The organism is Streptomyces sp. NPDC006925 (assembly GCF_042869575.1).
In the GTDB taxonomy this organism is placed as follows: domain Bacteria; phylum Actinomycetota; class Actinomycetes; order Streptomycetales; family Streptomycetaceae; genus Streptomyces.
In genome coordinates this window covers 251373-273284 of record NZ_JBIAGB010000007.1, presented here as the reverse complement: position 1 = coordinate 273284, position 21912 = coordinate 251373, and the positions used below count along the sequence as shown (strand labels likewise).

Genomic DNA, 21912 nt, shown 5'->3' with positions numbered 1-21912 from the left:
GCTCACACCTCCGCGAAGGGGGAGGCGGGCTTGGGGATGCCGGCGAGACCGCCGTCCGGTACCGACAGTCCGCCGTCCAGCAGCAGGGCCTGTCCGGTGAGATAGGCGGCCGCGGGCGAGGCCAGATACAGCGCGGCCCAGGCGGCCTCCTCGGGTTCGGCCCAGCGGCCCATCGGCACGTGCGCCATCAGCCAGTCGGAGACCGGAGCGGCGCCGGAGGCGAACGAGGTCATGTCGGTTCGGGCCCACCCGGGGCAGAGCGCGTTCACGCGGATGCCCTCCCGTGCCCACCCGACGGCCAGGCTGCGGGCCAGGGAGACCTGTCCGGCCTTGGTCGCCGCGTAGGCCTCCATCATCGGGGTGCCCACGGCTCCGGCCACCGAGGACATCAGCACCAGAGAGGCCCGGCGGGACGCTTTGAGGTGCGGATGGGCGTGCCGGCACAGCGCGGCGGAGGCGTTCAGATTGACGGTCACCACGGCGTCCCAGTCCTCCTGCCGTGTGTGCTGCAGGGGGGCGACGTGCGGTGTGCCGTCGGGGCCGCCGGGCAGGATGCCGGCGTTGTGGACGACGGCGTCGAGCCCGCCCAGCGCGTCGGCCGCCCGGTCGACCACGGCCCCGGCGGCGGACGGCTCGGAGAAATCGGCGGGTGCCAGGACGGCTGTCCGCCCGCGGCGTGCGACCTCGGCGGCGGTGTCCTCGAGCGCCGCCGAGGTACGCGCCGACAGCGCCAGGTCGGCGCCCGCGTCGGCGAAGGCGAGCGCGACGGCCCGGCCGATTCCGCGGGACGCGCCGGTCACCAGGGCGCGGATGCCGTCGAGCCGGAACGCCTCGGCGGTGGTGGGGGTGGTGGTGTTCATCGGGGGCTCCATTCCGAGGATTCCGGGGCGGGGGCGGTGCGGATGACGGGGGCGCCGCTCCAGGTGAGCAGCGCGCTGCCCCAGGTCATCCCGGCGCCGAAGGTGGTGAGCAGGACGCGGCCGCCGCGCGGCAGGTCACCGTCGGCGGCCGTGGCGGCCAGCGCGTAGGGCGTCGAGGCGGCACCGATGTTGCCCACCTCGTCCGCCACGATCGGGAGCCTGTCCGGCGGGATGCCCAGCGAGGTGCCGACCGAACGCAGCAGCCTGGGGTTGGGCTGGTGGGCGACGAAGGCGTCGACGTCCTCCATGCGCAGCCGGTTGCGGGCCAGGCCGTCGGCGACGACGGCGGGGAACACCTCGGCGATGAAGTCCCGCACGGCGCGGCCGTCCATCCGGATGGTGTGCCGGCCCGCGGCGATCGTGCCGGAGCTGGCCGGTGCCCGGCTCCCCCCTGCGGGGATCAGCACATGGTCGGCGAGGGCGCCGTCGGAGCCGAGGTGGAAGTCGGCGAACCCCTCCCCCGCGGGAACCGGGCCCAGGACCGAGGCGGCGGCGCCGTCGGCGAACAGCACCGCGGTGGCCCGGTCGGCGGGGTCGAGGAACTTCGAGTACGCCTCGACGCCCACCACCGCCGCGTGCCGGGCACAGGCGTCGGAGCGCAGGTAGTCGTGCGCGACGCGGACCGCGAACAGCCAGCCCGAGCAGGCCGCGCTGACATCGAGGGCGACCGCGTTGCGGGCCTTGGTGAGGGCCTGGACGCGGCAGGCGGTGGCCGGTCCCAGCTCGTCGGGGGTCGAGGTGGCCAGGATCAGCAGGTCGAGCTGCTCGCTGTCGAGGCCGGCCGCCGCCACGGCGGACCGTACCGCGGCCGCCGCCAGGTCGGAGGCAGCCTCGTCCGGGGCCGCTGCGTGCCGGTTGCGCACGCCGGTCCGTTCGGTGATCCAGCCGGGACTGACTCCGGCCGACCGGGCGACCTCGTCGTTGGAGCGCCGCCGGGCGGGCAGGTGGGTGCCCATGCCGAGCACGCCGATGGCGGGCGGCCGCGTGGCGGGCGCGGAAGCGGCGCCGGGGGTGGGCAGGGTGGTGGTCACGAGTGTCCTCCGTCGGGGCGGTCGAGGGTGGCGTGGAGCGCGGCGGCGTAGTCGGGGTCGGTCAGCGGGGTGGGGGCGAGCGATTCGGGTGGGGCGAGCGCCGTCGCCAGTTCGTCGACGTGCGGGGCGAGTCGCGCGCACTGGCGGTCCGCGGCCGCGTCCAGGGAGGCGGCCGTGCGGGCGGAGACGACACCGGTCCACTGCAGCGGCCCGGCCATCCGCAGCGCCTGCGTGGTGCCGTAGAGGGCGGTCAGCGTCCGCCGGGCCGGGTCGGAGCCGGCGCGGGTGGCCGCAGAGGCGGCCACGGACTGCGCGGCGAGCCGGAGGGTGTGGACCTCGCCGAGCTGCCGGGCACGCTCCAGCAGCGGGTTCCACAGGTCCATCCCCTCCAGTCCGCGGCCGCGGCCGTCCTCCAGCGCTGTCCGCAGTCCGGCCGCCAGCCGCTGCTCCAGGGCGGTGACGGTCCGACACCACCAGGTGGGGTCGTCGGGGTCGGGCGGCGGGCAGGTGTCGGCGGGCGGTCCGTCGGCGGGACGCTCCTCGGCCAGGGCGCAGCCGACGTCGAGCAGCACGAGCCGGTTGTCGCCGCCCGCCGCGCCGAAGGAGTCCGCGAAGCCGCTGTATCCGCTGAGCCGGTTGGCGGCGAGGTAGCCCGCGACACCGCAGCGGCGGCGGCACTCCGCTGTGACGCGCTCCGCGCCGTCCACGGCGGACGCCTTCAGCGCGGACAGCCTGCGGTCGACTGCCGCCCATGGGGTGAACGCCGCCTCCTCCGCCCCGTCGGCCGTGGCGGGGCGGTCGGCGGACCGCCGCATCTGTGCGTCCTCGGCCTGCTGCCAGAGGTCCAGCGCAGTGCCCGCCACGCAGTCGAGGGCGAACGCCTCCGCCAGCGCGCCCAGGATCGCGCGCTGTTGGGTGCGGTAGGCCAGCACGGGCGCGCCCGGGGCGAGCCGGCCGTGCGAGCGACGGTGCCGGGAGTGGCGCAGCGCGGCCACGGCCGACGCGCGGGCTGCGGCGGCGGCCGCGGTGGGTACCGTCGCCCACAGGCGGCGTCCGACGTCCAGGGTGCGCCGCAGCGCCTGGCCGGGGCCGCCGCCCGGGTCGTGCAGGACACCGTCGCCGTCGATCGAGGCGGCGCCGCGCAGCCAGCGGTCGTAGGGCAGCCGTGCTCCCTCGAACCGCACCAGCGCGTACTCCAGCGGGAGGGCCTCGACACCGAGCGGTCCGCTGATCGCGACCCCGGGAGCGGTGCTCCGCTCGTCGCACAGGTCGGCGAGGAAGGGGTGGACTCCGTGGCAGGTGCCGTCCACCATCAGGCGGGCGCACACCACGGCCGACTGCGGCCTGCCCGGGACGCCGACGCCGGAGAACTTGGCGGCCCCGGCGTCCGGCGTGCGCAGGACGAACTCGCGGCGTTCCGGGTCGAACTCGGCGGTGGTGCGGAGCGCGAGGTGGCTGTTGGCATCGCCGATCTCGGTGACCAGGAAGACGCCTTTGCGGTGGCCGCTCTCCAGGGCCTCCACCGGCTGTGCGAGCTCCTCCGTGCCGAGTTGCTCCGCGTCCGCCGCGCCCGCGACGGAGCCCAGGCAGAGAAGGTGGTGGTTGACGACGGTCATGTACAGCGCCGGGTCCACCAGGACCGTGCAGGCGCTCAGCGCGGCCAGCCACTCCCGGTCCCACAGCAGTTCGCGGGCGGGCGGCAGCACCGCCGCCAGACGCGTCAGCGCGTGGTGGGTCCGGTGGTTGCGGCTGGGTCCCTCGCCCGGTGCGGGAGGGCGCTGGGCTCCCAGGGCGTCCGCGATGCGCCGGGCCTGCCGGGTGCGAAGAGGGTCGCCGTCGCACCGGTGCGGGGGCGGCGAGCCGTTCGACGGTGTCACGCGATCACCCCGTGCTGCGCGCGGCGGCTCGCACCGGGCCCCTCGCTCCCGGCCGGCCCTCGGCCGGGGCACCGGTTGAGCCGGTGCGGCCGCTCCCAGGGGAAGTCCGGTTCGGTGAGCGGGCTCTGCGCCGCGACCAGGTCGTGCCGGGCCAGGACCCGACGGGCGTTGCGGGTGAGCGCCTGACCGGTACCGGCCTCCAGCAGCAGGGCGGGCCCGGGGGTCGCGGCCCGCTCCAGCACCGGGGGCAGATGCACCGGGTGGGTCAGGCAGGCGGCGAGCCCCCGGTACGGGTCGTCCCACCTGCTGTAGGGGCCGCCGTGGACGGCCGAGTGCACGGGCGTGTGGGCCGGTCGGGACGGCAGCGTACGAATCGCGTCCGCGAACCCTTCGGCGCACGAGCCCAGCGAGGGATGGTGGGAGGCGAAGGGCAGCCGGAGCCGGACCGCGGCCACCCCGTGCTGCTCGGCGCACGCCTCGGCCTGCGAGAGCTCATGGGTCGGGCCGCTCAGGACCGTCTCCTGCGGGTCGTTGACACACGCCACGGACACCCGGCGGGGCCCCGCAGCGTCGATCAGCTCCCGCGCCCGGTCCTCGCCTGCCTCGAGCAGGGTCATGCCGCCGCGGCAGCGGCTCAGATAGCGCGAGAGCCGACAGGCGATCCGGGTCCCGTCGGGGATGCCGAAGACGCCCGCGGCGGTGAGTGCGGCGATCTCCCCGAAGCTCACGGCGACGATCCGCCGGGGTGCCGCGCCGATGGCGCACAGCGCCCGGTGGATCGTCAGGGACGCTCCGAACAGCGCCACTTGCGGGGTGCCCACCGGGCCGGCCGCCAGAGTCCGGCCGCTGGGCGGTGTGCTGCCGAGCAGCGCAGGCCCCAGCGCGGGCACTCCGTAGCTGCCGCTGACCGCATCGACCTGGGCGAACACCTCCTCGGCCGCGGCGCGGACCACGGGATGGGCGCGGGCGGCCGCCACCAGTGGCGAGACGGCGAAATCCCCCTGGCCCGGGAAGAGATGAACGAAGTCGGGAGCGGCACCCCGGGCGGGCAGCTCGGGTCGGTCCGGTACTGAGGGCATGGTGCTCTCTCTCTTTGCGCAGGGGGCGCTGTCCGCACGACGGGCGGGGACAGCCGGATACGGTGGACGGATGGCGCCTCCGGGCGCCGGATGAGGTCTTTCGCTCGGTGGGTGCGGCGACGGCGGTCACCGGGGTGGCGCGCAGGGCCGGAAGCGTGCCGGGGCGGTGCCGGTTTCTGGACTTTTTTTCCGCGGCCCCGGGGCGGCCGCACCCCGGGCCGGACCGTTCCGTGAGAACCCCTCGTGACGTGCAGCGTTGCGGTGCGCCTCGGCGGCGTGTGACGACTGGTGTCGGGGGAACGGCAACAACTGACACACGGAAACCGCCGGGGCCAGTGGCACCCCCGTGCGTGCAGTCCGAAAACACTCCCGGTTGGTGCGGAGAGGTCTCCGCCCCGGGCATGTCTCCACCGAAGCACAAGCACGGGCGCGGTGATAATCGGATCCGGTCATCGGGACGTGAACGCGTTGAAAGCCCCGGGCCCGCGTGACCGGGCGACCCCGCGGAACGGAGCGGCCGGGCAGGAGCGAGCCAGGAGACGCCCATGGGCCGGTACCGGCCGAACCGCCATCTCGCCGCGCTGCTGGCCGAGTCCGGGTGGAGTGCGGGAGAACTCGCCCGGGCGGTGAACGCCCTGGGGACCAAGCACGGGCTGCGGCTGCGCTACGACCGGACCGCGGTGGCCCACTGGCTGGACGGGTCCAGACCGCGTGCACCGGTTCCCGGCCTGGTGGCGCAGGTGTTCGGCAAGCGCCTGGGCCGTGCCGTACACATCGGTGAGACAGGGCTGGGTACGACGGCAGCCGCGGCCGCGTCCGGCACGGCGCTGCAGGCGGATGACCCGGTGGAGCGCCTGACGGCGCTGTGCGAGGCGGACGCGGATCCGACCCGCAGGCTCGCGCTCAACCGGGAGCTGTTCGCCGCCGCCGATGTCCGGCTGCCCGTCTGGCCACCGCCGCCGCCGAGCGGCACCCGTACCGGCCCGTCCGCCGCGCGGGACCGCGCCCCACGTCCCGACGCGCGCCTGGCCGACCTGGTCGCCGTCTTCACCGAGTTGACGGAGAAGTACGGCGGTGCACACGCGCGTTCCGCACTGGGCGCCTACATCGCCAAGGAGGTCGTCCCCCGTCTGGTGACCACGCACGGCGGCGGCGCGGCCGCTCCGGCGGTGCTGACCGGCAGCGCATGCCTGATGCATCTGCTGGGCACGATGGCAGCCGACGCGGGGCTGCCCAACCTCGGACACCACTGCTACCTCGCCGCCCTCGACCTCGCCCACCGGGCCGGCGACCGGAACGTCTACGCCATCACCCTGCGCACCATGGCGGTGCTGGCCCTGCGGCTGGACGACCTCGCGCACGCACACCAGTGGTCGCGGATCGCCCTGGAGGTGGCGTCCTTCGCCGCGACCCCCCATGTACGGACCTACCTGTACGCCGGGCGGGCGGTGGTGCGAGCCGCCCACGGTGAGCGGGAGGAGGCCCTGGCCGATCTGCTGGCCGCGGAGCGCTCCTACGCCGCCGAGCCGGGCACCGGCGACGGCGCGCCGGGTCCCTGGACCCGGTACGCGCCGGAAGCCTTCCACTACCAGCGGGGTGAGGTACTGCTGTCGCTGGGCGACCGCGCGGCGGCCGTCCGGGCGTTCGAGGAATCGCTGGCCGCGCGCCCGCCGGAGCACCACATCGCCCAGGTCCTCACCCACGCCCAGTTGGCCGGGGCCCTGCTGCCGCTGGGCGAGCTGGAGAGGGCGCTGGGCCGGTGCCGGGAGCTCTTCGCGCACTACCCGTACACCTCCTCGCGGCGCACCACCGCCTCCCTGACCTCGCTGCACCGGTCTCTGGCGCCCTACCGTCGGCACCCGCAGGTCCGCGAGGTCCGCGACCGCATCTCGCGCCTGGCCCGGCCGGCCGCGGAGGGCACCAGGTGAGGTCCGCGTCCGCGGAGTGGCCGGCACCGAAGCGCGGGGGCCGGCCCGGTCACGGGACCCCGCCGGCCGGCCGCGCGAGGATGGCGGCCATGGACAGCGGCGGGCCGGACAGCGGGCAGCGGGCGACGGCGGAGACGGCGCGCGTCACCGTCATCGGGGTCGGCAACACCTTCCGCGGGGACGACGGCGCCGGACCGGCGGCCGTCGCCCGGCTGCGGGCCCGGACGCCCCTCTACGGGACCCCGGCAGGCGTGCGCACGGTGTGCTGCGACGGCGATCCGGCACGCCTGATCGCCCTGTGGACGGATGCCGCACTGGCGGTTGTGGTGGACGCGGCGCGCGCCCGGCCGGCGTGTCCGGGGCGCATCCACCGGCTGGAGCCAGGCCCGGGCGCGACCTGGCCGGTACGCACCACCAGCAGTCACGGGCTCGGTCTGGGATACGCGGTGGCGCTGGCCCGGACGCTCGGCAGGCTGCCGGGGCGGCTGGTGGTCTACGCGGTCGAAGGAGCGGACGCCTCCCTGGGCGAGGGACTGACCCCGGCGGTCGCCGCGGCCCTCGACCCGCTCGTGGAGCGGGTCCGCGCGGAGATCACCCGCGCGGCCGCGGCCCTGCCGGACGAGCGGCGGTACTGATCCCGAGGGCACCGCGGGAGGCTCCGGGGCCCGGCCGAGTTACATGGGGGCACCACCGGCGACGACAGCGGCACACGGGCAGGCGGGCGCACCCTGCGCAGCGCCCGGCGCGTCCCCGTGCGGGAAGGGGACGCCGTGGTCAGGCTGGGGGCAGCACATCCACCGAACGGCAGGAGCAGCGATGGCCGCCGCGCCGGCACCCCCGGACACCGAGGAAGCGCGCTGCGTGCTGGACCGCGAGGGCATCGATGCCCTGGTGCGGGAGCTGCGGGCCGACGGGCGCACGGTGGTCGGGCCCACCGTGCGTGACAGCGCCATCGTGCTGGACGAACTCGCCGGTGCCGGGGAGCTGCCCTGGGGATGGGGGGTGGAGCTGGAGGCGGGCCACTACCGGATCGTGCGGCGGACCGACGGCGCGGCGTTCGCCCACAGCGCGGGCCCGCAGTCCTGGAAGAACTTCCTCCACCCCGAGCGGGTGCGGCAGTGGACGGCCGACCGGGCACCGGACGGAGCGATGACGGTACGGGAGGAACGTCCCTCGCCCGTCTCCTTCGCGTTCCTGGGGGTGCGCCCCTGCGACCTGAGCGCCGTGCGGATCCAGGACCGGGTGATGACCGGCGGCCGGCACCGGGACGACACCTACCGGGAGCGCCGCACGGGCGCGTTCCTGATCGTCGTGGAGTGCACCGAACCGGGCGCCACCTGCTTCTGCGTCTCCATGGACACCGGACCCGCCGCCCACCCCGGCTACGATCTGGCGCTGACCGAGGTGGTGGACGCCGCGGGCCACCGCTTCCTGGCCCGTGCCGGGACTCCGCAGGGCGCGGAGCTGCTGCGACGGCTGCCGCACCGTCCGGCCGACGACGCGACGAGCGGTGCGGCGCGCCGGAGCGTCGAGGACGCCGCCGGGCGGATGGGCCGCACGATGCCTCCTGCGAGCCTGCGGGAACTGATGGCGGGCACCTTGGACGCCGCACGCTGGGACGATGTCGCCGCGCGCTGCCTCACCTGCGGCAACTGCACGATGGCCTGCCCCACCTGCTTCTGCACCACCGCAGAGGACGTCACCGACCTGACGGGAGATCACGCCGAGCGCTGGCGGCGCTGGGAGTCCTGCTACGACCTGGACTTCTCCCATCTGCCCGGCGGCTCGGTCCGCGCCTCGCCACGCAGCCGCTACCGGCAGTGGCTGACGCACAAGCTCGGAACGTGGTGGGACCAGTTCGGCAGCTCCGGATGCGTGGGATGCGGCCGCTGCATCGTCTGGTGCCCGGTCGGCATCGACATCACCGAGGAGGCGCACGCCCTGTACCAGGAGGGGCGCCAAGGCCAGGACGGTCGAGCGGACGGTGCGCGGTGAAGCACGCCGGGGTGCTGGCCGCGCTGCGCGAGGGCCCCCGCGCGCGCCTGCTGGCGCTGGGCCGCGAGGTGTCCTTCGGCGCCGGGACGCGGATCTTCGAGGAGGGCGAGCGGGCCGACCGGTTCTGGATCATCCGCAACGGAACCGTGAGCCTCGACATCCACGTCCCAGGCCGCCCGGCGGCGGTGGTCGACACGCTGGGCCCCGAGCGGCTGCTGGGCTGGTCGTGGCTGTGCCCCCGCACCAGTGGCACCTGGGCGCCGAGGCCGTCGGGCAAGTGCGGGCCTGGGAGTTCGACGCGGCGGAGGTGCTCTCGCTGTGCGAGGGCGACCACGAACTCGACCACGAGCTGCTCAGCTACGTCGTGGAGGTGATCGGCCGACGGCTGCGCGCCGCGCGCACCCGGCTGCTGGACCTCTACGGCCCCTACGGAAGCGGACCGCAGCCGTGACCGCGGCTCCCCTCCCCTACCGCGTGGTGGGCAACCGGGCCGAGAGCACCGACACCCGGACCCTGGAGCTGGAGCCGGTCGGGGAGGTGCTCACGGGCTTCCGGCCCGGCCGGTTCGCCATGCTCTACGCCTTCGGGGTGGGCGAGATCCCGGTGTCGGTCGCGGGGCTGCGGGACGGCGTGCTCACCCACACCGTCCGGGGCGTGGGTGCGGTCTCCCGGGCACTGTGCGCGATGCGGCCCGGCGAGCAGGTGGGAGTGCGCGGGCCGTTCGGTACGGAGTGGGATCTGCCGTCTGCGGACGGGGATCTGCTGGTGGTGGCGGGCGGCATCGGTCTGGCACCGCTGCGGCCGCTGGTGCGGGCCGCGCTGTCCGAGCCGGAGGCGCACGGCAGGCTGAACGTCCTGATCGGCGCCCGCACCCCGCAGGACCTGCTGTACCGGGACGAACTGGCCGTCTGGGGGCGGCCGTACTGCGGCGTGACGGTGGACCGTCCCGCCCCGGGCTGGGAGGGCGAGGTGGGCGTGGTGACCGCACTGCTCGACCAGGCTTCCTTCACCCCGCAGGACACGACCGCGTTCCTCTGCGGCCCGGAGGTCATGATCCGGGCCACCGCCCGGGAACTGCGGCACCGCGGCGTGCCGGCGCAGCGCATCCGGGTCTCCCTCGAACGCAATATGCACTGCGCCACAGGCCACTGCGGCCACTGCCAGCTCGGGCCGCTGCTGCTGTGCCGGGACGGCCCGGTGGTTGGCTACGACCGGGCGGAGCCCCTCCTCGCCGTACGGGAGCTGTGAGATGGCCGGGTCCGACCGCCCCCGCCTGGGCGTCTTCAAGTTCGCCTCCTGCGACGGCTGCCAACTGACCCTGCTGGACTGCGAGGAGGAACTGCTCCCGCTGGCGGCCGAGCTGGAGGTCGCGCACTTCGCCGAGGCCTCGAGCGACATCCGGCCCGGGCCCTATCAGCTCTCGCTGGTCGAGGGCTCGGTCTCCACTCCCGAGCATCTCGAACGCGTCCGCCGCATCCGCGCCGAGTCCCGCCACCTGGTGACCATCGGCGCGTGCGCCACGGCGGGCGGCATCCAGGCCCTGCGCAACTCCGCGGACGGCGACGCCTTCCGCGCGACGGTCTACGCGGAGCCCGAGTACATCGAGAGCCTCGCCACGTCCACGCCCGTCTCGGTGCATGTGCCCGTGGACTTCGAACTGCGGGGCTGCCCGATCGACCGGGGGCAGCTCCTGGAGGTCATCACCTCCTTCCTGGCGGGCCGCCGCCCGGACATCCCCGATCACAGTGTGTGCTTCGCCTGCAAGCGCCGCGGCACCACCTGTCTGCCCGTCGCGCGCGGCATCCCCTGTCTGGGGCCGGTGACCCACGCCGGATGCGGCGCCCTGTGCCCGGCCTACGGACGCGGCTGCTACGGGTGCTTCGGGCCATCCGCCTCGACGAACATGCCCGCCATGATCCCGCTGCTGCGCAGCGACGGGATGAGCGACGGGGACATCGTGCGCTTCCTGCACACCTACAACGTCGAGGACTTCGCCGCGCTCGAACCACCCGGCGCGCTGGAGGAGGACGACTGAGTGGTCGTCCCGCTACACGACGGTCGGCCATCCGGCTGCGCGCCGGGGCGGCAGCGCCCAGGGGCGGCCGGGGAGAAGGACGGAGCAGCCATGGCGGACAGCGGCACACGGGTACTGAGCGTGGGCGCGCTCGCCCGCGTCGAGGGCGAGGGGGCGCTGCGGCTGCGCGTCAGCGGTGACCGGGTCACCGAGGCGCGGCTGAGCATCTACGAGCCCCCGCGGTTCTTCGAGGCGTTTCTGCGCAACCGCCGGCACACCGAACCTCCCGACCTCACCTCGCGGGTGTGCGGTATCTGCCCGGTCGCCTATCAGACCAGCGCCTGCCACGCGATCGAGGACGCGTGCGGTGTCACCGTGGGCGGACAGCTCGCCACGCTGCGGCGTCTGCTCTACTGCGGCGAGTGGATCGAGAGCCACACTCTGCACATCCATCTGCTGCACGCGCCCGACTTCCTCGGTGTCGACAGCGCCCTGGAGGTGTCCCACCGGCACCGCGCGGCCATCGAGCGGGGGCTGCGGCTCAAGCAGGCGGGAAACAGCATTCTGGAGGTCCTCGGTGGCCGCTCCGTCCATCCGGTCAACGTCCGGGTCGGCGGCTTCCACCGGGTCCCCTCGCGGGCCGAACTCCGCCCGCTGGCCGAGCGGCTGGCGGGGGCCCGGGAGGACGCGCTGGCCGCCGTGGCCTGGGTGGCCGGCTTCGACTTCCCCGAAGCGGAGTGCCGCGCCGATCTGTTCGCGCTGGCGGAACCGGGCACCTACGCCATCGAGCGGGGTGTCCCCACCGTGCTGCCGTACGGGGACGAGGAGCGGCGCAGGTCGTTCCCGCTCACCGAGTTCGACGCGCATGTCGTCGAGGAGCAGGTGCCGTACTCCACCGCTTTGCAGGCCCGGCTGGACGGCGGCCGGCATCTCACCGGAGCACTGGCCCGGTACGCCGTCAGCGGGCATCTGCTGCCGTCAGCGGTGCGGGAGGCAGCCCGGGCGGCCGGGCTGCCGGACCCGGCGTCGGGTGAGGTCTGCCGCAACCCGTTCCGCAGCATCGTCATCCGGGCGGTCGAGGTCCTCTACGCCGTGGAGGAGGCGCTGCGTCTGATCGAGTGCTACGAGCCGCCCGCGCGCGCCGCCCTGGAGGTCGCGCCGCGTGCCGGCACCGGTCACGGGGCCACCGAGGCGCCGCGCGGGCTGCTGTACCACCGCTACAGCCTCGACCGGGACGGGCTGGTCACCGATGCGAGCCTCGTCCCGCCCACCTCGCAGAACCAGGGTGCCGTCGAGGAGGAGCTGCGCCTGGTCGTCCAGGAGCGGCTGGCCCGGGGGGAGGCCACGGACGCCGAACTGGCGGGGCTGTGCGAGCGAGCCGTCCGCAACCACGACCCCTGCATCTCCTGCTCCGCGCACTTCCTGGACCTCACGGTGCTGCGGGAGCGGGAAGCGGACCGGTCGGCCGCCTCGTCAGGGCGTGTCGGGGGATTCGGGCCGGGCGACGCACAGTGCCCAGATGACGAATCCGTAGAGCGCGATCAGCACGACTGACCAGACCGGGTAGTAGGGCAGCGACAGGAAGCTGCTCACCAGGAGCAGACCGGCGATGGCGACTCCGGCGACCCGGGCCCAGAGCGTGAACCTGAAGAGGCTGAGCCCGGTCATCAGAGCCACGATGCCGAGAGCGAGATGGATCCAGCCCCAGCCCTCCACGTTGAACTCGAAGACGTAGTCGGGCGTGTTCACGAAGACGCTGTCGTTGGCGATGGCCATGATGCCGCGGAGGATGCCGAGCACTCCCCCGATGACGAGCATCACCGCGGCGAACGTCGCTATACCGGCCGCCAGCGGCTCCCGGTGCGATGCGGGGTGTTTCACAGCCTGTGTCATGAGTACTCCTCGGTTGCTCGGCCGGTGCGGCCGACTCGGATGTCACGCCAGGATCAGTACGACGAAGATCAGGCAGACGATGATGTTGACCAGCCAGCTGTTGTTGTTCATCCAGTCGCGCAGGCCGGGCATCGCGGACGCGGCCCGGTGGCCCAGGAGGACGCGCAGCAGCAGCGGGGTGGCGGCGACCAGGGTGGTGAGGCCGATGAACGGCAGCGCGTCGACGAACGAGCCGTGGCCCTGGTCCAGGTGGATGCCGACGGTGAGCATCACCATCAGGTCGGAGGGCATCAGCAGCACGACCAGCAGGCCCGTCTCGAACGCCTTCCGGGTGTCGGCCGACATCAGCGCGTGCAGCCACTTCGGCGGCTCGACGGTCTCCCGTTTCCGCCAGTTCCGCAGCGCCGCCAGGATCAGCAGGGCCACCAGCACGTACTGGATCACCCGGCCGACGGAGCTTTTGTCCCCCGAGCTGCCGAAGTCGACGGCGCCGCCCAGCGCCGTGGCAATCCCGAGCATGATCGCCACGCCCAGCGACGTGGCGATCAGCACTCCGGCCACGAAGCCCAGGGAAACCCGCACAGCCCGTTGTGCCGTGGCCAGAATGACGGCCGACATGATCTGGGGTCCTGCCATCATGGTGATGGCGAGCGGCAGAATCTTCAGGCTGTCCATAGGAAACGCCATCCGTGCAGGTGCTGACGACAGCAGTCGCGTGCCTGATGCGCAGGCCCTGACGCGGCTCCCCTCCGCTCTTGCGGTTACCTCAATTGGACCAGCGCCACCGTCAGCCGCATCCGAACGTAGTCCGAACGGGTGAACCAGACGGTCGACGGGACCGTGCCGGGGCCTCCGGTGCGGGCGGCGCCGCGGGGAGGACGGGGCGGCAGCGACGGCCTGGTCACTCTTCGTGCATGCCAGCCCTCCCGGGTAGAATACCTGGAGGGGTATACCGGACGGGGTTGGCGAACGGAGTTGCCGTGGAACTGTCGATGGCGGCCGAGGAGCTCAGGACCGTGGTCAACCGGCTGCGCCGGGGGCAGGGGCAGATCGCCGGAGTGATCAGGATGATCGAGGAAGGGCGGGACTGCGAGGACGTGGTCACCCAGCTCGCGGCCGCCTCCCGGGCGCTGGACCGGGCGGGTTTCGCCATCATCGCCACCGGTCTGCAGCACTGCCTGACCGACACGGACCTGGCCGAGGGCGAGGACCGCGAGCAGTTGCGGGCCCGCCTGGAGAAGCTCTTCCTCTCCCTGGCCTGACGCGCCGGCCGCGCCCCCCTGGCGCCCGCGGTCGGCCCCCGGCGTGTCCTCGCGCTCCCCCCGGGATCCGGTGGGATACAGGGAGACCACCGCACCCCGCCGGACCGAGCCGAGGAGTCCCCGTGCCCTACGACCGCGCTGTCACTCTCGACGCCGACTTCGCCACCGCGGTGGCCGCCGTCCGCGCGGCGCTCGCGGAGGAGGGTTTCGGCATCCTCAGCGAGATCGACGTCCGCGCGACACTGAAGGCGAAACTCGACCACGACATGGAGGACTACCTGATCCTCGGCGCCTGCAACCCGGCCCTGGCCCGGCAGGCGCTGGCGGCGGACCGCAGCATCGGCCTGCTCCTGCCGTGCAACGTGGTCGTCCGGCGCGACGGCGACCGTACGGTCGTGCAGGCACTGGACCCGGGCACCATGGTCACCCTCACCGGACTGCCCGCGCTGGAGCCCGTGGCCTCGGACGCCACCAGGCGCCTGGACGCCGCCCTCGCCGCACTGCCCGGCATCGGCTGAGCACCGCAGGGCAGCGGTGCCGACCCGGCCGGCAGACGGCCGCGGCGACGCGCGGAAACGGCGGGTACCCCCACGGTGACGGCCGTGGGGGTACCCGCCGCGCTCTCCGGACGCCGCCCGCCCGGCGGGGGCGCGCGCTTACTTGGGGGGCATCAGCACGGTGTCGATGATGTGAACGGTGGCGTTGGCGGTCTTCACGTTGCCGCAGCCGATCTTGGCGTCGTCATTGACCGTGTAGGAGTCCCCGGAACCCTTGGTGGTGAGCTTCTGCTTCTCCAGGGTCGCGTACTCCCCGTCCTTCAGCTCGGGCTTGCCCAGCGGCTTGCCGACCACGTGGTAGGTCAGCACCTTGGTCAGCATCTCCTTGTCGTTGAGCACCTTCTCCAGGTCGGCCTTCGGAATCTTGTCGAAGGCGTCGTTGGTCGGCGCGAACACGGTGATGTTCTCGCTGCTGTTGAGCGTGTCGACCAGTCCGGCCTTCTTGACGGCGGAGACCAGCGTGGAGAGCTCGGGGTTGTTGGAAGCGGCAGTCGCGACCGGGTCCTGGGCCATGCCCTTGAAGCTGCCCTTGCCGGTCTTGGGCACAGAGGCGCAGGCCGGACCGAAGGTGTCCATGGCCATGTCGTCGCCACTGTCCTGCTTGTCGCTCTTCTCGCTCTTGTCGCTCTGCTTCTGCTCGCTCTTGCTCCCCTCGGACTTGTCGCCACCGCTGTCGTCACTGCCGCAGGCGGCCAGCCCGAACGGCAGCACGAGGGCGGCGGTGGCGGCCAGCAGAGCGTGACGGGTGCGATTGCGGTTCATTCTTCACTCCTACGTGGATGATGGTGCGGTTGCAGATGCGGATCACGGGCGTGACCCGCGGGATTCGCCCGGCGCCGGAGGGATCCGGCGCATGCGACGAGCGGTTCAGGTCACGTTGACCACCACCGAGTGGCGCCCGGTGGCACCGTCGGGAACTGTGCCGACCCGGTCCGCGGTCTGGGTGCGGCCCTTCTTGTCGGTGGCACGGACCTGGAGGGTGTGAGAGCCGGGTTCGGCGTCCCATTCCCACAGCCACTGGCGCCAGGTGTCCTCGCTGTCCTCCTCGGCCAACTGCGCGGTCCGCCAGGGGGCGTCGTCCACCCGGACCTCCACGCGGGCTATGCCGCGGTGCTGCGCCCAGGCCACCCCGGCCACCGCGACCTTGCCGGAGCGGACATCGGCGAGCGGCCGGGGGGTGTCGATACGGGACTGGATCTTGATGGGCGCCTCGCGGGCCCAGCCGCGCTCGACCCAGTAGACGTCCAGGTCCTCGAAGCGGGTCAGCTCCAGCTCACGCAGCCACTTGCAGGCCGAGACATAGCCGTACAGGCCCGGGACCAGCATGCGCACCGGGAAGCCGTGCTCGAAGGGCAGCGGCTCGCCGTTCATGCCCACCGCGAGCATCGCGTCGCGGCCGTCCATCACGGTCTCCACCGGGCTGCCGAGGGTCATTCCGTCCTCGGAGCGGGCCACCAACTGGTCGGCCGGCCCGCCCTTGGACGGGGGACGCACCCCCGCCTCGCGCAGCAGCGGAGCCAGCGGGACACCCAGCCAGCGCGCGTTGCCGACGTAGGAGCCGCCCACCTGGTTGGAGACGCAGGTCATGGTGATGTCCCGCTCGATCAGGCCACGTTCGAGCAGTGCGGCGAAGTCGAGGTTCACCGGCCGGGACACGCCCTTGCCGTGGATGCGCAGACTCCAGTCCTCGGTGGTCAGCCGCGGGACCCGCAGCAGAGTGTCCACCCGGTAGAAGCGGGAGTTGGACGTGATGAAGTCGCCCAGCCCCGCCACCTGGAGTTCGGCACCCCGGGGCACGGGCGCCGCGCGCGAGGATGGTGCGGGAAGCGTCACGGCCTCGCGGGACGCCTCGGCCGCGGCCCCGCGTGCGGCCCCCAGGAAGCGGCCCAGCCAGCCGGCACCGGTCGCGGTGACGGCCACCGCCCCCGCGACGAGGACAAAGCCGCGGCGGCCGGTCGGGGCCACTCGTCCCACCGGACCGGCGAGCACCGGGCCGGTGCCGTCCGGGTCCCCGTGCAGGAAGCCGATCAGGAGGTGGAGCACGGCCGCTCCGGCCACCGCCCCCACCAAGGAGGGCACCACATCGGTGTACTCCCCCTCCGGGCGGCTGAGCGCGGTCACGGCACCGACGACGCCGAACAGCAGCACGCCGCCCGCACCGGCCCTCCGGTACCGCAGCGAGACGACACCAAGGGCCGCCGCGCACAGCGCCAGCACCACGGCCATGCCGAGTTGGAGGACGAACTTGTCGTCACTGCCGAAGGTGCGGATCGCCCAGTCCTTGACCGGAGTCGGCGTCGCGTCGATCGCCGCGCCGCCCACGACCACCAGCGGGCCGCTGCGCGGCCGCACGGCCGCGGCCACCAACTCGGCGACCGCCAGCGCGGCGTAGCCGGCCAGCAGGCCGCACAGCCCCGCCAGCCCCGCACGGGCCGCCCGTGCGGTCGGCATGCGCGGCGACTCGGGATGCTGCCCGTCGGCCGAGGTCTCTTCCGTCTCACTCACGCCCCTGCTTCGGGTCCCGGAGCACGGTGGATTGGTCGACCCGCGAAAAGAATGAATCTTTTCCCGGGAGTTGACGCCGGGGTGCGGATTTCCCCGTCCGGGCCAATCCGCCACGCGCACAGCTTCGAATCCCATGCGGCTACCCGGCCCGGGGTGGTGTCCGGACGAGCGCCCACACGCGCGACGAGGAGAGGAGCGGCATGGCGGCACAGCGGCGGAGGACGGCCGTGATCGGCAGCGGGATCGCGGGACTGACGGCGGCCTGGCTGCTGCGCACCACCGACGAGGTGACCCTCTTCGAGGCCGACGACCGGCTCGGCGGGCACACCCACACCCATGAGGTCGTCACCGGGGACGGCCGCCCGCTGCCCGTGGACTCCGGGTTCATCGTCCACAACACGCGCACCTATCCCCTGCTGACCCGACTGTTCGGCGAACTCGGCGTGGCCACGCAGGAGTCGGAGATGAGCATGTCGGTGCAGTGCCAGGGCTGCGGACTGGAGTACGCCGGGGCCAAGGGGCCCGGCGGGCTGTTCCCCCGCCCCGGGCACCTGCTGCGCGGCCGCTATCTGCGGATGCTCACCGAGATCCCCGTCTTCCACCGGCGGGCCCTGCGGACCCTGGCCGCGGAGGAGGACCTGCCGGCGGACGGCTCGGGCTCCCCGCAGACCCTGGGCGCCTTCGTGCGCGGCGGCGGCTTCTCCCCCTACTTCACCTCCCACTACCTGGCGCCACTGGTCTCGGCCGTGTGGTCGTGCGCGCCGGACACCGCCCTGCGGTACCCGGCGCGCTATCTCTTCCGCTTCCTGTCCCAGCACGGCATGCTCGGCATCGGCGGCTCACCGGTGTGGCGCACCGTCACCGGCGGCTCGCACACCTATGTGCAGCGGATCGCCAAGGAACTGCCCGACGTCCGCACCTCGGCGCCGGTGCGCGCGGTCCGCCGGCACGCCACCGGGGGCGCCGGGGCCGAGATCGTCACCGCCGACGGCCACGTGCACCACTACGACAAGGTCGTCCTGGCCGTCCACGCGGACCAGGCACTGCGGGTGCTGGAGCGGCCCACCGAGGACGAGAAGCGGGTGCTCGGCGCCTTCCGCTGGTCCCGCAACCCGGCGCTGCTGCACACCGACTGCACGGTGCTGCCCCGCTCACCGGGTGCGGGGGCGAGCTGGAACTACCGGATGCCGGACTGCACGGCACCGCCCGGCCGGGTACGGGTCAGCTACGACATGACCCGGCTGCAGCAACTCGCGGCCCCGGACCGCTACGTGGTCTCCCTCGGCGAGGGTGAGTACGTCGACCCGGGCCGGGTGCTGGCGCGGATGGTCTACGAGCACCCCGTCTACACACCGGAGTCGGTCGCCGCCCAGCGCAGGCTGCCGCAGCTCGAGAGCGGACCCGTGGTGTACGCGGGCGCCTGGCACGGCTGGGGCTTCCACGAGGACGGCTGCCGCTCCGGCGTCGCCGCGGCGCGCTCCCTGGGGGTGCGCTGGTGACCGGGCGCACCGCAGCCCGCCTGCCGGACGGACGCGCACCGGCGCGCCGGGAGGCGCGCACACCGGCCCTCTACCGGTGCGTGATCTCCCACACCCGGCTCCGCCCGCTGCGCCACTCCTTCCGCCAGGGCACCTATCTGTGGTTCGTGGACCCGGAGCGTCCGCCCCGGCTGCCGCGACCACTGCGTGGCCTGGCCCGGTTCGAGGCGCGGGACCACTTCGGAGGTACCGCGCCGAGTATCCGCGCCGGACTCGACCGGTTCCTGACCGCACACGGCATAGCGCTCGGCGGCGGCCGGGTGCGCATGCTGACCTCCGCCCGGGTCCTGGGCCACGTGTTCAACCCGCTCACCCTCTACTGGTGCCGGCCCGCGGACGGGTCGCCGGAGTGCGTCGTCGCCGAAGTGCACAACACCTACGGCGAGCGGCACTGCTATCTGCTGCACCCCGACCCGGAGGGATGCGCCGAGGTCCCCAAGGACTTCTACGTCTCGCCGTTCTTCGCCGTCGACGGCGTCTACCGGATGCGGCTGCCCGAACCGGGCGACCGGCTGCGGCTCGGGGTGCGGCTGCGGCACGGGGACGACACCAGCTTCGTCGCCACCGTCACCGGGCGGCACCGGCCCGCGACGGCCGGACAGTTGCTGCGGACCGCTGTCCGCCACCCCTGGCCGACCGCGGCCACCACGGCCGGTATCCGGCTGCACGGCATCCGCCTGTGGCTGCGCGGACTGCCGGTGCGCCCCCGTCCACGAAACCCCCGGCAGAAAGGACTGTCTTGACCCTGCACGCCTCACCCGCCGTCCCCGCCACGCACAGCGTGGACCCTGTCCGATGGCCCGACGTGGCCGCGGTGCCGCGCTCCTCGTGGATGCGTACAGCAGTCACCGAGCGCCTGCTGCGCCGGGCCCTGGGCGAGCTGCCGCTGCGCGTGCGGCTTCCGAGCGGCGAGCAGTGGGGGCGGGGCGGCCCGCTGATGGAACTGCACGACCCCGCCGCCTTCCACCGCCGCGTCGGCCGGTTCGGACTGATCGGGTTCGGTGAGTCGTACATGGCCGGCGAGTGGGACACGCCCGATCCGGTCGGTCTGCTGTCCGTCTTCGCCGAGCACGCCGACCGGCTGCTGCCCGAGTCGCTGCAGCGGCTGCGGCATCTGTGGGCGCCGCGCAAGCCCGCCGCCGAGCGCAACACCGTCGCCGGTTCGCGTGCCCACATCAGCCACCACTACGACCTGTCCAACGAGCTGTTCGCCCTCTTCCTGGACGAGACCCTCAGCTACTCCGCCGGCCTCTTCCGCAGCCTGCCGGCCGACCAGGAGGCCCTGGCGCCCGCTCAGCGCCGCAAGATCGACCACATGCTCGACCTGGCCGACGTGGGACCCGGCACCCGGCTGCTGGAGATCGGCACCGGATGGGGCGAACTGGCGCTGCGGGCCGCCCGCAGAGGCGCCGAGGTGGTCAGCGTCACCCTCTCCCGGGAACAGCTCGACGTGGCCCGGCGCCGGGTCGAGGAGGCCGGGCTGAGCGACCGCGTCTCCGTCCGGCTGCACGACTACCGGCAGGTGCGGGGTTCCTTCGACGCCGTCGTCAGCGTGGAGATGATCGAGGCCGTCGGCGCGGAGCACTGGCCGGTCTACCTCGGTGCGCTCGACCGGCTGCTGGGGCCCGGCGGCCGGGCCGCGCTCCAGGCCATCACCATGTCGCACCAGCGGATGCTGGCCACCCGCAACACCTGGACGTGGATACACAAATACATCTTCCCCGGCGGGCTGATCCCCTCCCGCGAGGCGCTCACCCGCATCGCCCACGAGGAGACCGCGCTGTGCCTGGCCCGGTACGACCGGCGCGGTCCGCACTACGCCGAGACCCTGCGGCTGTGGCGGGAGCGGTTCGCCGAGCACTCGGCGGAGGTCTCCGCGCTCGGCTTCGACGCCGTCTTCCGCCGGATGTGGGATCTCTACCTCGCCTACTCGGAGGCCGGGTTCCGCACCGGGTACCTGGACGTCCAGCAACTGCTCTTCATCAAGGACGGAGCCACCGCACCGTGATCCAGCTCGTCTCCCGTACCGGCGCCGCACCGCGCCTGGCCGCCGTCGCCGAGGAGTTCCTCGGCGGCGCACTGCCGTTCCGGCTGCGGGCCTGGGACGGCAGCGAGGCCGGACCCTCCGGCGCGCCGCTGGTCGTCCTGCGCTCGCGGACGGCGCTGCGGCGGCTGCTGTGGCAGCCCGGCGAACTCGGTCTGGCCGACGCCTACATCAGCGGCGACCTGGAGGTCGGGGGCGACCCGGCGGAAGCGCTCGCCGCCCTCTGGCAGGCCGCGCGGGAGCGCGGCCTGAGCCGGCCGCGGCTCACGGCCCGGCAGTGGGCGGAGGCGGCTGCGCTGCTGGTGCGGCTCGGCGCGGTCGGTCCTCGGCCGCGCCCGCCGGGCCGACGCGCCCGGCAGGGCGGCACGCTGCACAGCGTGGCCCGGGACCGCAGCGCCATCAGCCACCACTACGACCTGTCCAACGACTTCTACGAGCTCCTGCTCGACGAGACGATGGCCTACTCCTGCGGCTACTGGAGGCAGCCACCCGGCACCGAGGGCTACGGGGCGGCCCAGGCCCAGCGCGACAAGCTGGATCTGATCTGCCGCAAGCTGGCGCTGCGCCCAGGGGCCCGGCTGCTCGACATGGGATGCGGCTGGGGTTCGCTGACGGTGCACGCGGCCGAGCACTTCCAGGCGCAGGTCACCGCCGTGACCCTCTCCGCCGAGCAGGCGCGCCACACCCGGGAGCGCGTGAGGGCCCGCGGGCTGGAGGACCGGGTGCGGGTGCGGCACTGCCACTACCGCGACCTGCCCGACGGCGGATTCGACGCGGCGGCCATCGTCGAGATGGGCGAGCACGTGGGTGCGGACGCCTACCCGCACTTCGCCGCACGGCTGCGGCACGCGCTCGCACCGCGCGGCAGGCTCCTGGTGCAGCAGATGTCCCGGGGCGCCGACGCACCGGGCGGCGGACCGTTCATCGAGACGTACATCGCCCCCGACATGCACATGCGACCCCTCGGCGAGACCGTCGCGCTGCTGGAGGACGCGGGACTGGAGGTCCGCGCCGCCACCTCGCTGCGGGAGCACTACGTGCACACCATCGACGCCTGGCGCGACACCCTGGAAGCACACTGGGACGCCGCCACAGCACTGGTCGGAGCCCCCACGGCGCGGCTGTGGCGACTGTATCTGGCGGGCGGCCGACTGGCCTTCGCCGAGCGGCGGATGGGTGTCGACCAGATCCTCGCCGTCCGACCGGACGAGGAGGGCCGCAGCGGGCTGGGCGCGAATCCGCTGGGCGGGCACGAGGGGACGTGGTGAC

At 73.8% G+C, this 21912-nt stretch carries 20 protein-coding genes and 1 pseudogene; 13 read left to right on the top strand and 8 right to left on the bottom strand.

Annotated features, from left to right (window positions below; all coding sequences use genetic code 11):
* Positions 1 to 2: 2 nt before the first annotated feature.
* Genes ACFYNS_RS13235 through ACFYNS_RS13220 form a run of 4 tightly spaced genes read right to left on the bottom strand, consistent with a single transcriptional unit; the run spans position 3 to position 4907 of the window.
* A complete protein-coding gene (locus ACFYNS_RS13235; RefSeq protein ID WP_360290994.1) occupies positions 3 to 860 on the bottom strand; it encodes an SDR family NAD(P)-dependent oxidoreductase in 858 nt (285 codons plus the stop codon).
* Entirely contained in the window at positions 857 to 1951 is a 1095-nt protein-coding gene (locus ACFYNS_RS13230; RefSeq protein ID WP_388602626.1) for a 3-oxoacyl-ACP synthase III family protein, read from the bottom strand. Before ACFYNS_RS13230 ends, ACFYNS_RS13235 begins: the two co-directional genes overlap by 4 nt.
* A complete protein-coding gene (locus tag ACFYNS_RS13225) occupies positions 1948 to 3828 on the bottom strand; it encodes a hypothetical protein (RefSeq protein ID WP_388602624.1) in 1881 nt (626 codons plus the stop codon). The genes ACFYNS_RS13230 and ACFYNS_RS13225 overlap by 4 nt, the downstream gene beginning before the upstream one ends.
* The gene (locus ACFYNS_RS13220) at positions 3825 to 4907 is read right to left on the bottom strand and encodes an acyltransferase domain-containing protein (RefSeq protein ID WP_360290986.1); all 1083 of its coding nucleotides are present in this window, start codon (positions 4905 to 4907) and stop codon (positions 3825 to 3827) included. The genes ACFYNS_RS13225 and ACFYNS_RS13220 overlap by 4 nt, the downstream gene beginning before the upstream one ends.
* 545 nt (positions 4908 to 5452) lie before the next feature.
* On the opposite strand from ACFYNS_RS13220, the gene ACFYNS_RS13215 reads away from it, so the two are divergent.
* From ACFYNS_RS13215 to ACFYNS_RS13185, 7 genes and pseudogenes are all read left to right on the top strand, one after another.
* Positions 5453 to 6835 (top strand): hypothetical protein, encoded by a 1383-nt coding sequence (locus ACFYNS_RS13215; protein WP_360290983.1) that lies wholly within the window; start codon positions 5453 to 5455, stop codon positions 6833 to 6835.
* An 89-nt stretch (positions 6836 to 6924) separates the two neighbouring features.
* Positions 6925 to 7470, top strand: coding sequence for a hydrogenase maturation protease (locus ACFYNS_RS13210; protein WP_388602622.1), 546 nt, complete (start codon positions 6925 to 6927; stop codon positions 7468 to 7470).
* 181 nt (positions 7471 to 7651) lie between these two features.
* Positions 7652 to 8830, top strand: coding sequence for a 4Fe-4S dicluster domain-containing protein (locus ACFYNS_RS13205; protein ID WP_360295816.1), 1179 nt, complete (start codon positions 7652 to 7654; stop codon positions 8828 to 8830).
* A pseudogene (locus ACFYNS_RS13200) lies at positions 8827 to 9281 on the top strand (cyclic nucleotide-binding domain-containing protein). Before ACFYNS_RS13205 ends, ACFYNS_RS13200 begins: the two are co-directional and overlap by 4 nt.
* The gene (locus ACFYNS_RS13195; protein ID WP_360295822.1) at positions 9278 to 10078 is read left to right on the top strand and encodes an FAD/NAD(P)-binding protein; all 801 of its coding nucleotides are present in this window, start codon (positions 9278 to 9280) and stop codon (positions 10076 to 10078) included. Before ACFYNS_RS13200 ends, ACFYNS_RS13195 begins: the two are co-directional and overlap by 4 nt.
* Position 10079: 1 nt before the next feature.
* Positions 10080 to 10865, top strand: a complete 786-nt coding sequence (locus ACFYNS_RS13190; protein ID WP_388602619.1) for an oxidoreductase — start codon at positions 10080 to 10082, stop codon at positions 10863 to 10865.
* A gap of 90 nt (positions 10866 to 10955) precedes the next feature.
* The gene (locus ACFYNS_RS13185; RefSeq protein WP_388602616.1) at positions 10956 to 12398 is read left to right on the top strand and encodes a Ni/Fe hydrogenase subunit alpha; all 1443 of its coding nucleotides are present in this window, start codon (positions 10956 to 10958) and stop codon (positions 12396 to 12398) included.
* Here the strand turns inward: ACFYNS_RS13185 and ACFYNS_RS13180 are convergent.
* Both ACFYNS_RS13180 and ACFYNS_RS13175 read right to left on the bottom strand, forming a co-directional pair.
* The gene (locus tag ACFYNS_RS13180) at positions 12318 to 12737 is read right to left on the bottom strand and encodes a hypothetical protein (RefSeq protein ID WP_360295831.1); all 420 of its coding nucleotides are present in this window, start codon (positions 12735 to 12737) and stop codon (positions 12318 to 12320) included. The genes ACFYNS_RS13185 and ACFYNS_RS13180 overlap by 81 nt on opposite strands.
* A gap of 42 nt (positions 12738 to 12779) precedes the next feature.
* The gene (locus tag ACFYNS_RS13175) at positions 12780 to 13412 is read right to left on the bottom strand and encodes a GAP family protein (protein ID WP_360295833.1); all 633 of its coding nucleotides are present in this window, start codon (positions 13410 to 13412) and stop codon (positions 12780 to 12782) included.
* A gap of 305 nt (positions 13413 to 13717) precedes the next feature.
* On the opposite strand from ACFYNS_RS13175, the gene ACFYNS_RS13170 reads away from it, so the two are divergent.
* The gene (locus ACFYNS_RS13170) at positions 13718 to 13999 is read left to right on the top strand and encodes a metal-sensitive transcriptional regulator (protein WP_388602612.1); all 282 of its coding nucleotides are present in this window, start codon (positions 13718 to 13720) and stop codon (positions 13997 to 13999) included.
* 122 nt (positions 14000 to 14121) lie between these two features.
* Positions 14122 to 14517, top strand: a complete 396-nt coding sequence (locus ACFYNS_RS13165; protein ID WP_360295839.1) for a DUF302 domain-containing protein — start codon at positions 14122 to 14124, stop codon at positions 14515 to 14517.
* A gap of 138 nt (positions 14518 to 14655) precedes the next feature.
* On the opposite strand, the gene ACFYNS_RS13160 is transcribed toward ACFYNS_RS13165, so the two are convergent.
* Together ACFYNS_RS13160 and ACFYNS_RS13155 are read right to left on the bottom strand one after the other, a co-directional pair.
* Positions 14656 to 15318: a fasciclin domain-containing protein gene (locus ACFYNS_RS13160; RefSeq protein WP_360295841.1), complete on the bottom strand. Its 663-nt coding sequence runs from the start codon at positions 15316 to 15318 to the stop codon at positions 14656 to 14658.
* Positions 15319 to 15423: 105 nt separating this feature from the next.
* A complete protein-coding gene (locus ACFYNS_RS13155; RefSeq protein ID WP_360295883.1) occupies positions 15424 to 17007 on the bottom strand; it encodes a molybdopterin-dependent oxidoreductase in 1584 nt (527 codons plus the stop codon).
* A gap of 254 nt (positions 17008 to 17261) precedes the next feature.
* On the opposite strand from ACFYNS_RS13155, the gene ACFYNS_RS13150 reads away from it, so the two are divergent.
* From ACFYNS_RS13150 to ACFYNS_RS13135, 4 genes are read left to right on the top strand one after another with little or no spacing between them, the layout of a single operon-like run.
* Positions 17262 to 18560: an NAD(P)/FAD-dependent oxidoreductase gene (locus tag ACFYNS_RS13150; protein ID WP_388602609.1), complete on the top strand. Its 1299-nt coding sequence runs from the start codon at positions 17262 to 17264 to the stop codon at positions 18558 to 18560.
* 20 nt (positions 18561 to 18580) lie between these two features.
* Positions 18581 to 19342 (top strand): DUF1365 domain-containing protein, encoded by a 762-nt coding sequence (locus ACFYNS_RS13145; RefSeq protein ID WP_360295885.1) that lies wholly within the window; start codon positions 18581 to 18583, stop codon positions 19340 to 19342.
* Positions 19343 to 19344: 2 nt separating this feature from the next.
* Positions 19345 to 20607, top strand: a complete 1263-nt coding sequence (locus ACFYNS_RS13140; protein ID WP_388602665.1) for a class I SAM-dependent methyltransferase — start codon at positions 19345 to 19347, stop codon at positions 20605 to 20607.
* Complete coding sequence (locus tag ACFYNS_RS13135) at positions 20607 to 21911, top strand: class I SAM-dependent methyltransferase (protein ID WP_388602663.1); 1305 nt, start codon at positions 20607 to 20609, stop codon at positions 21909 to 21911. Before ACFYNS_RS13140 ends, ACFYNS_RS13135 begins: the two co-directional genes overlap by 1 nt.
* Position 21912 lies beyond the last annotated feature (1 nt).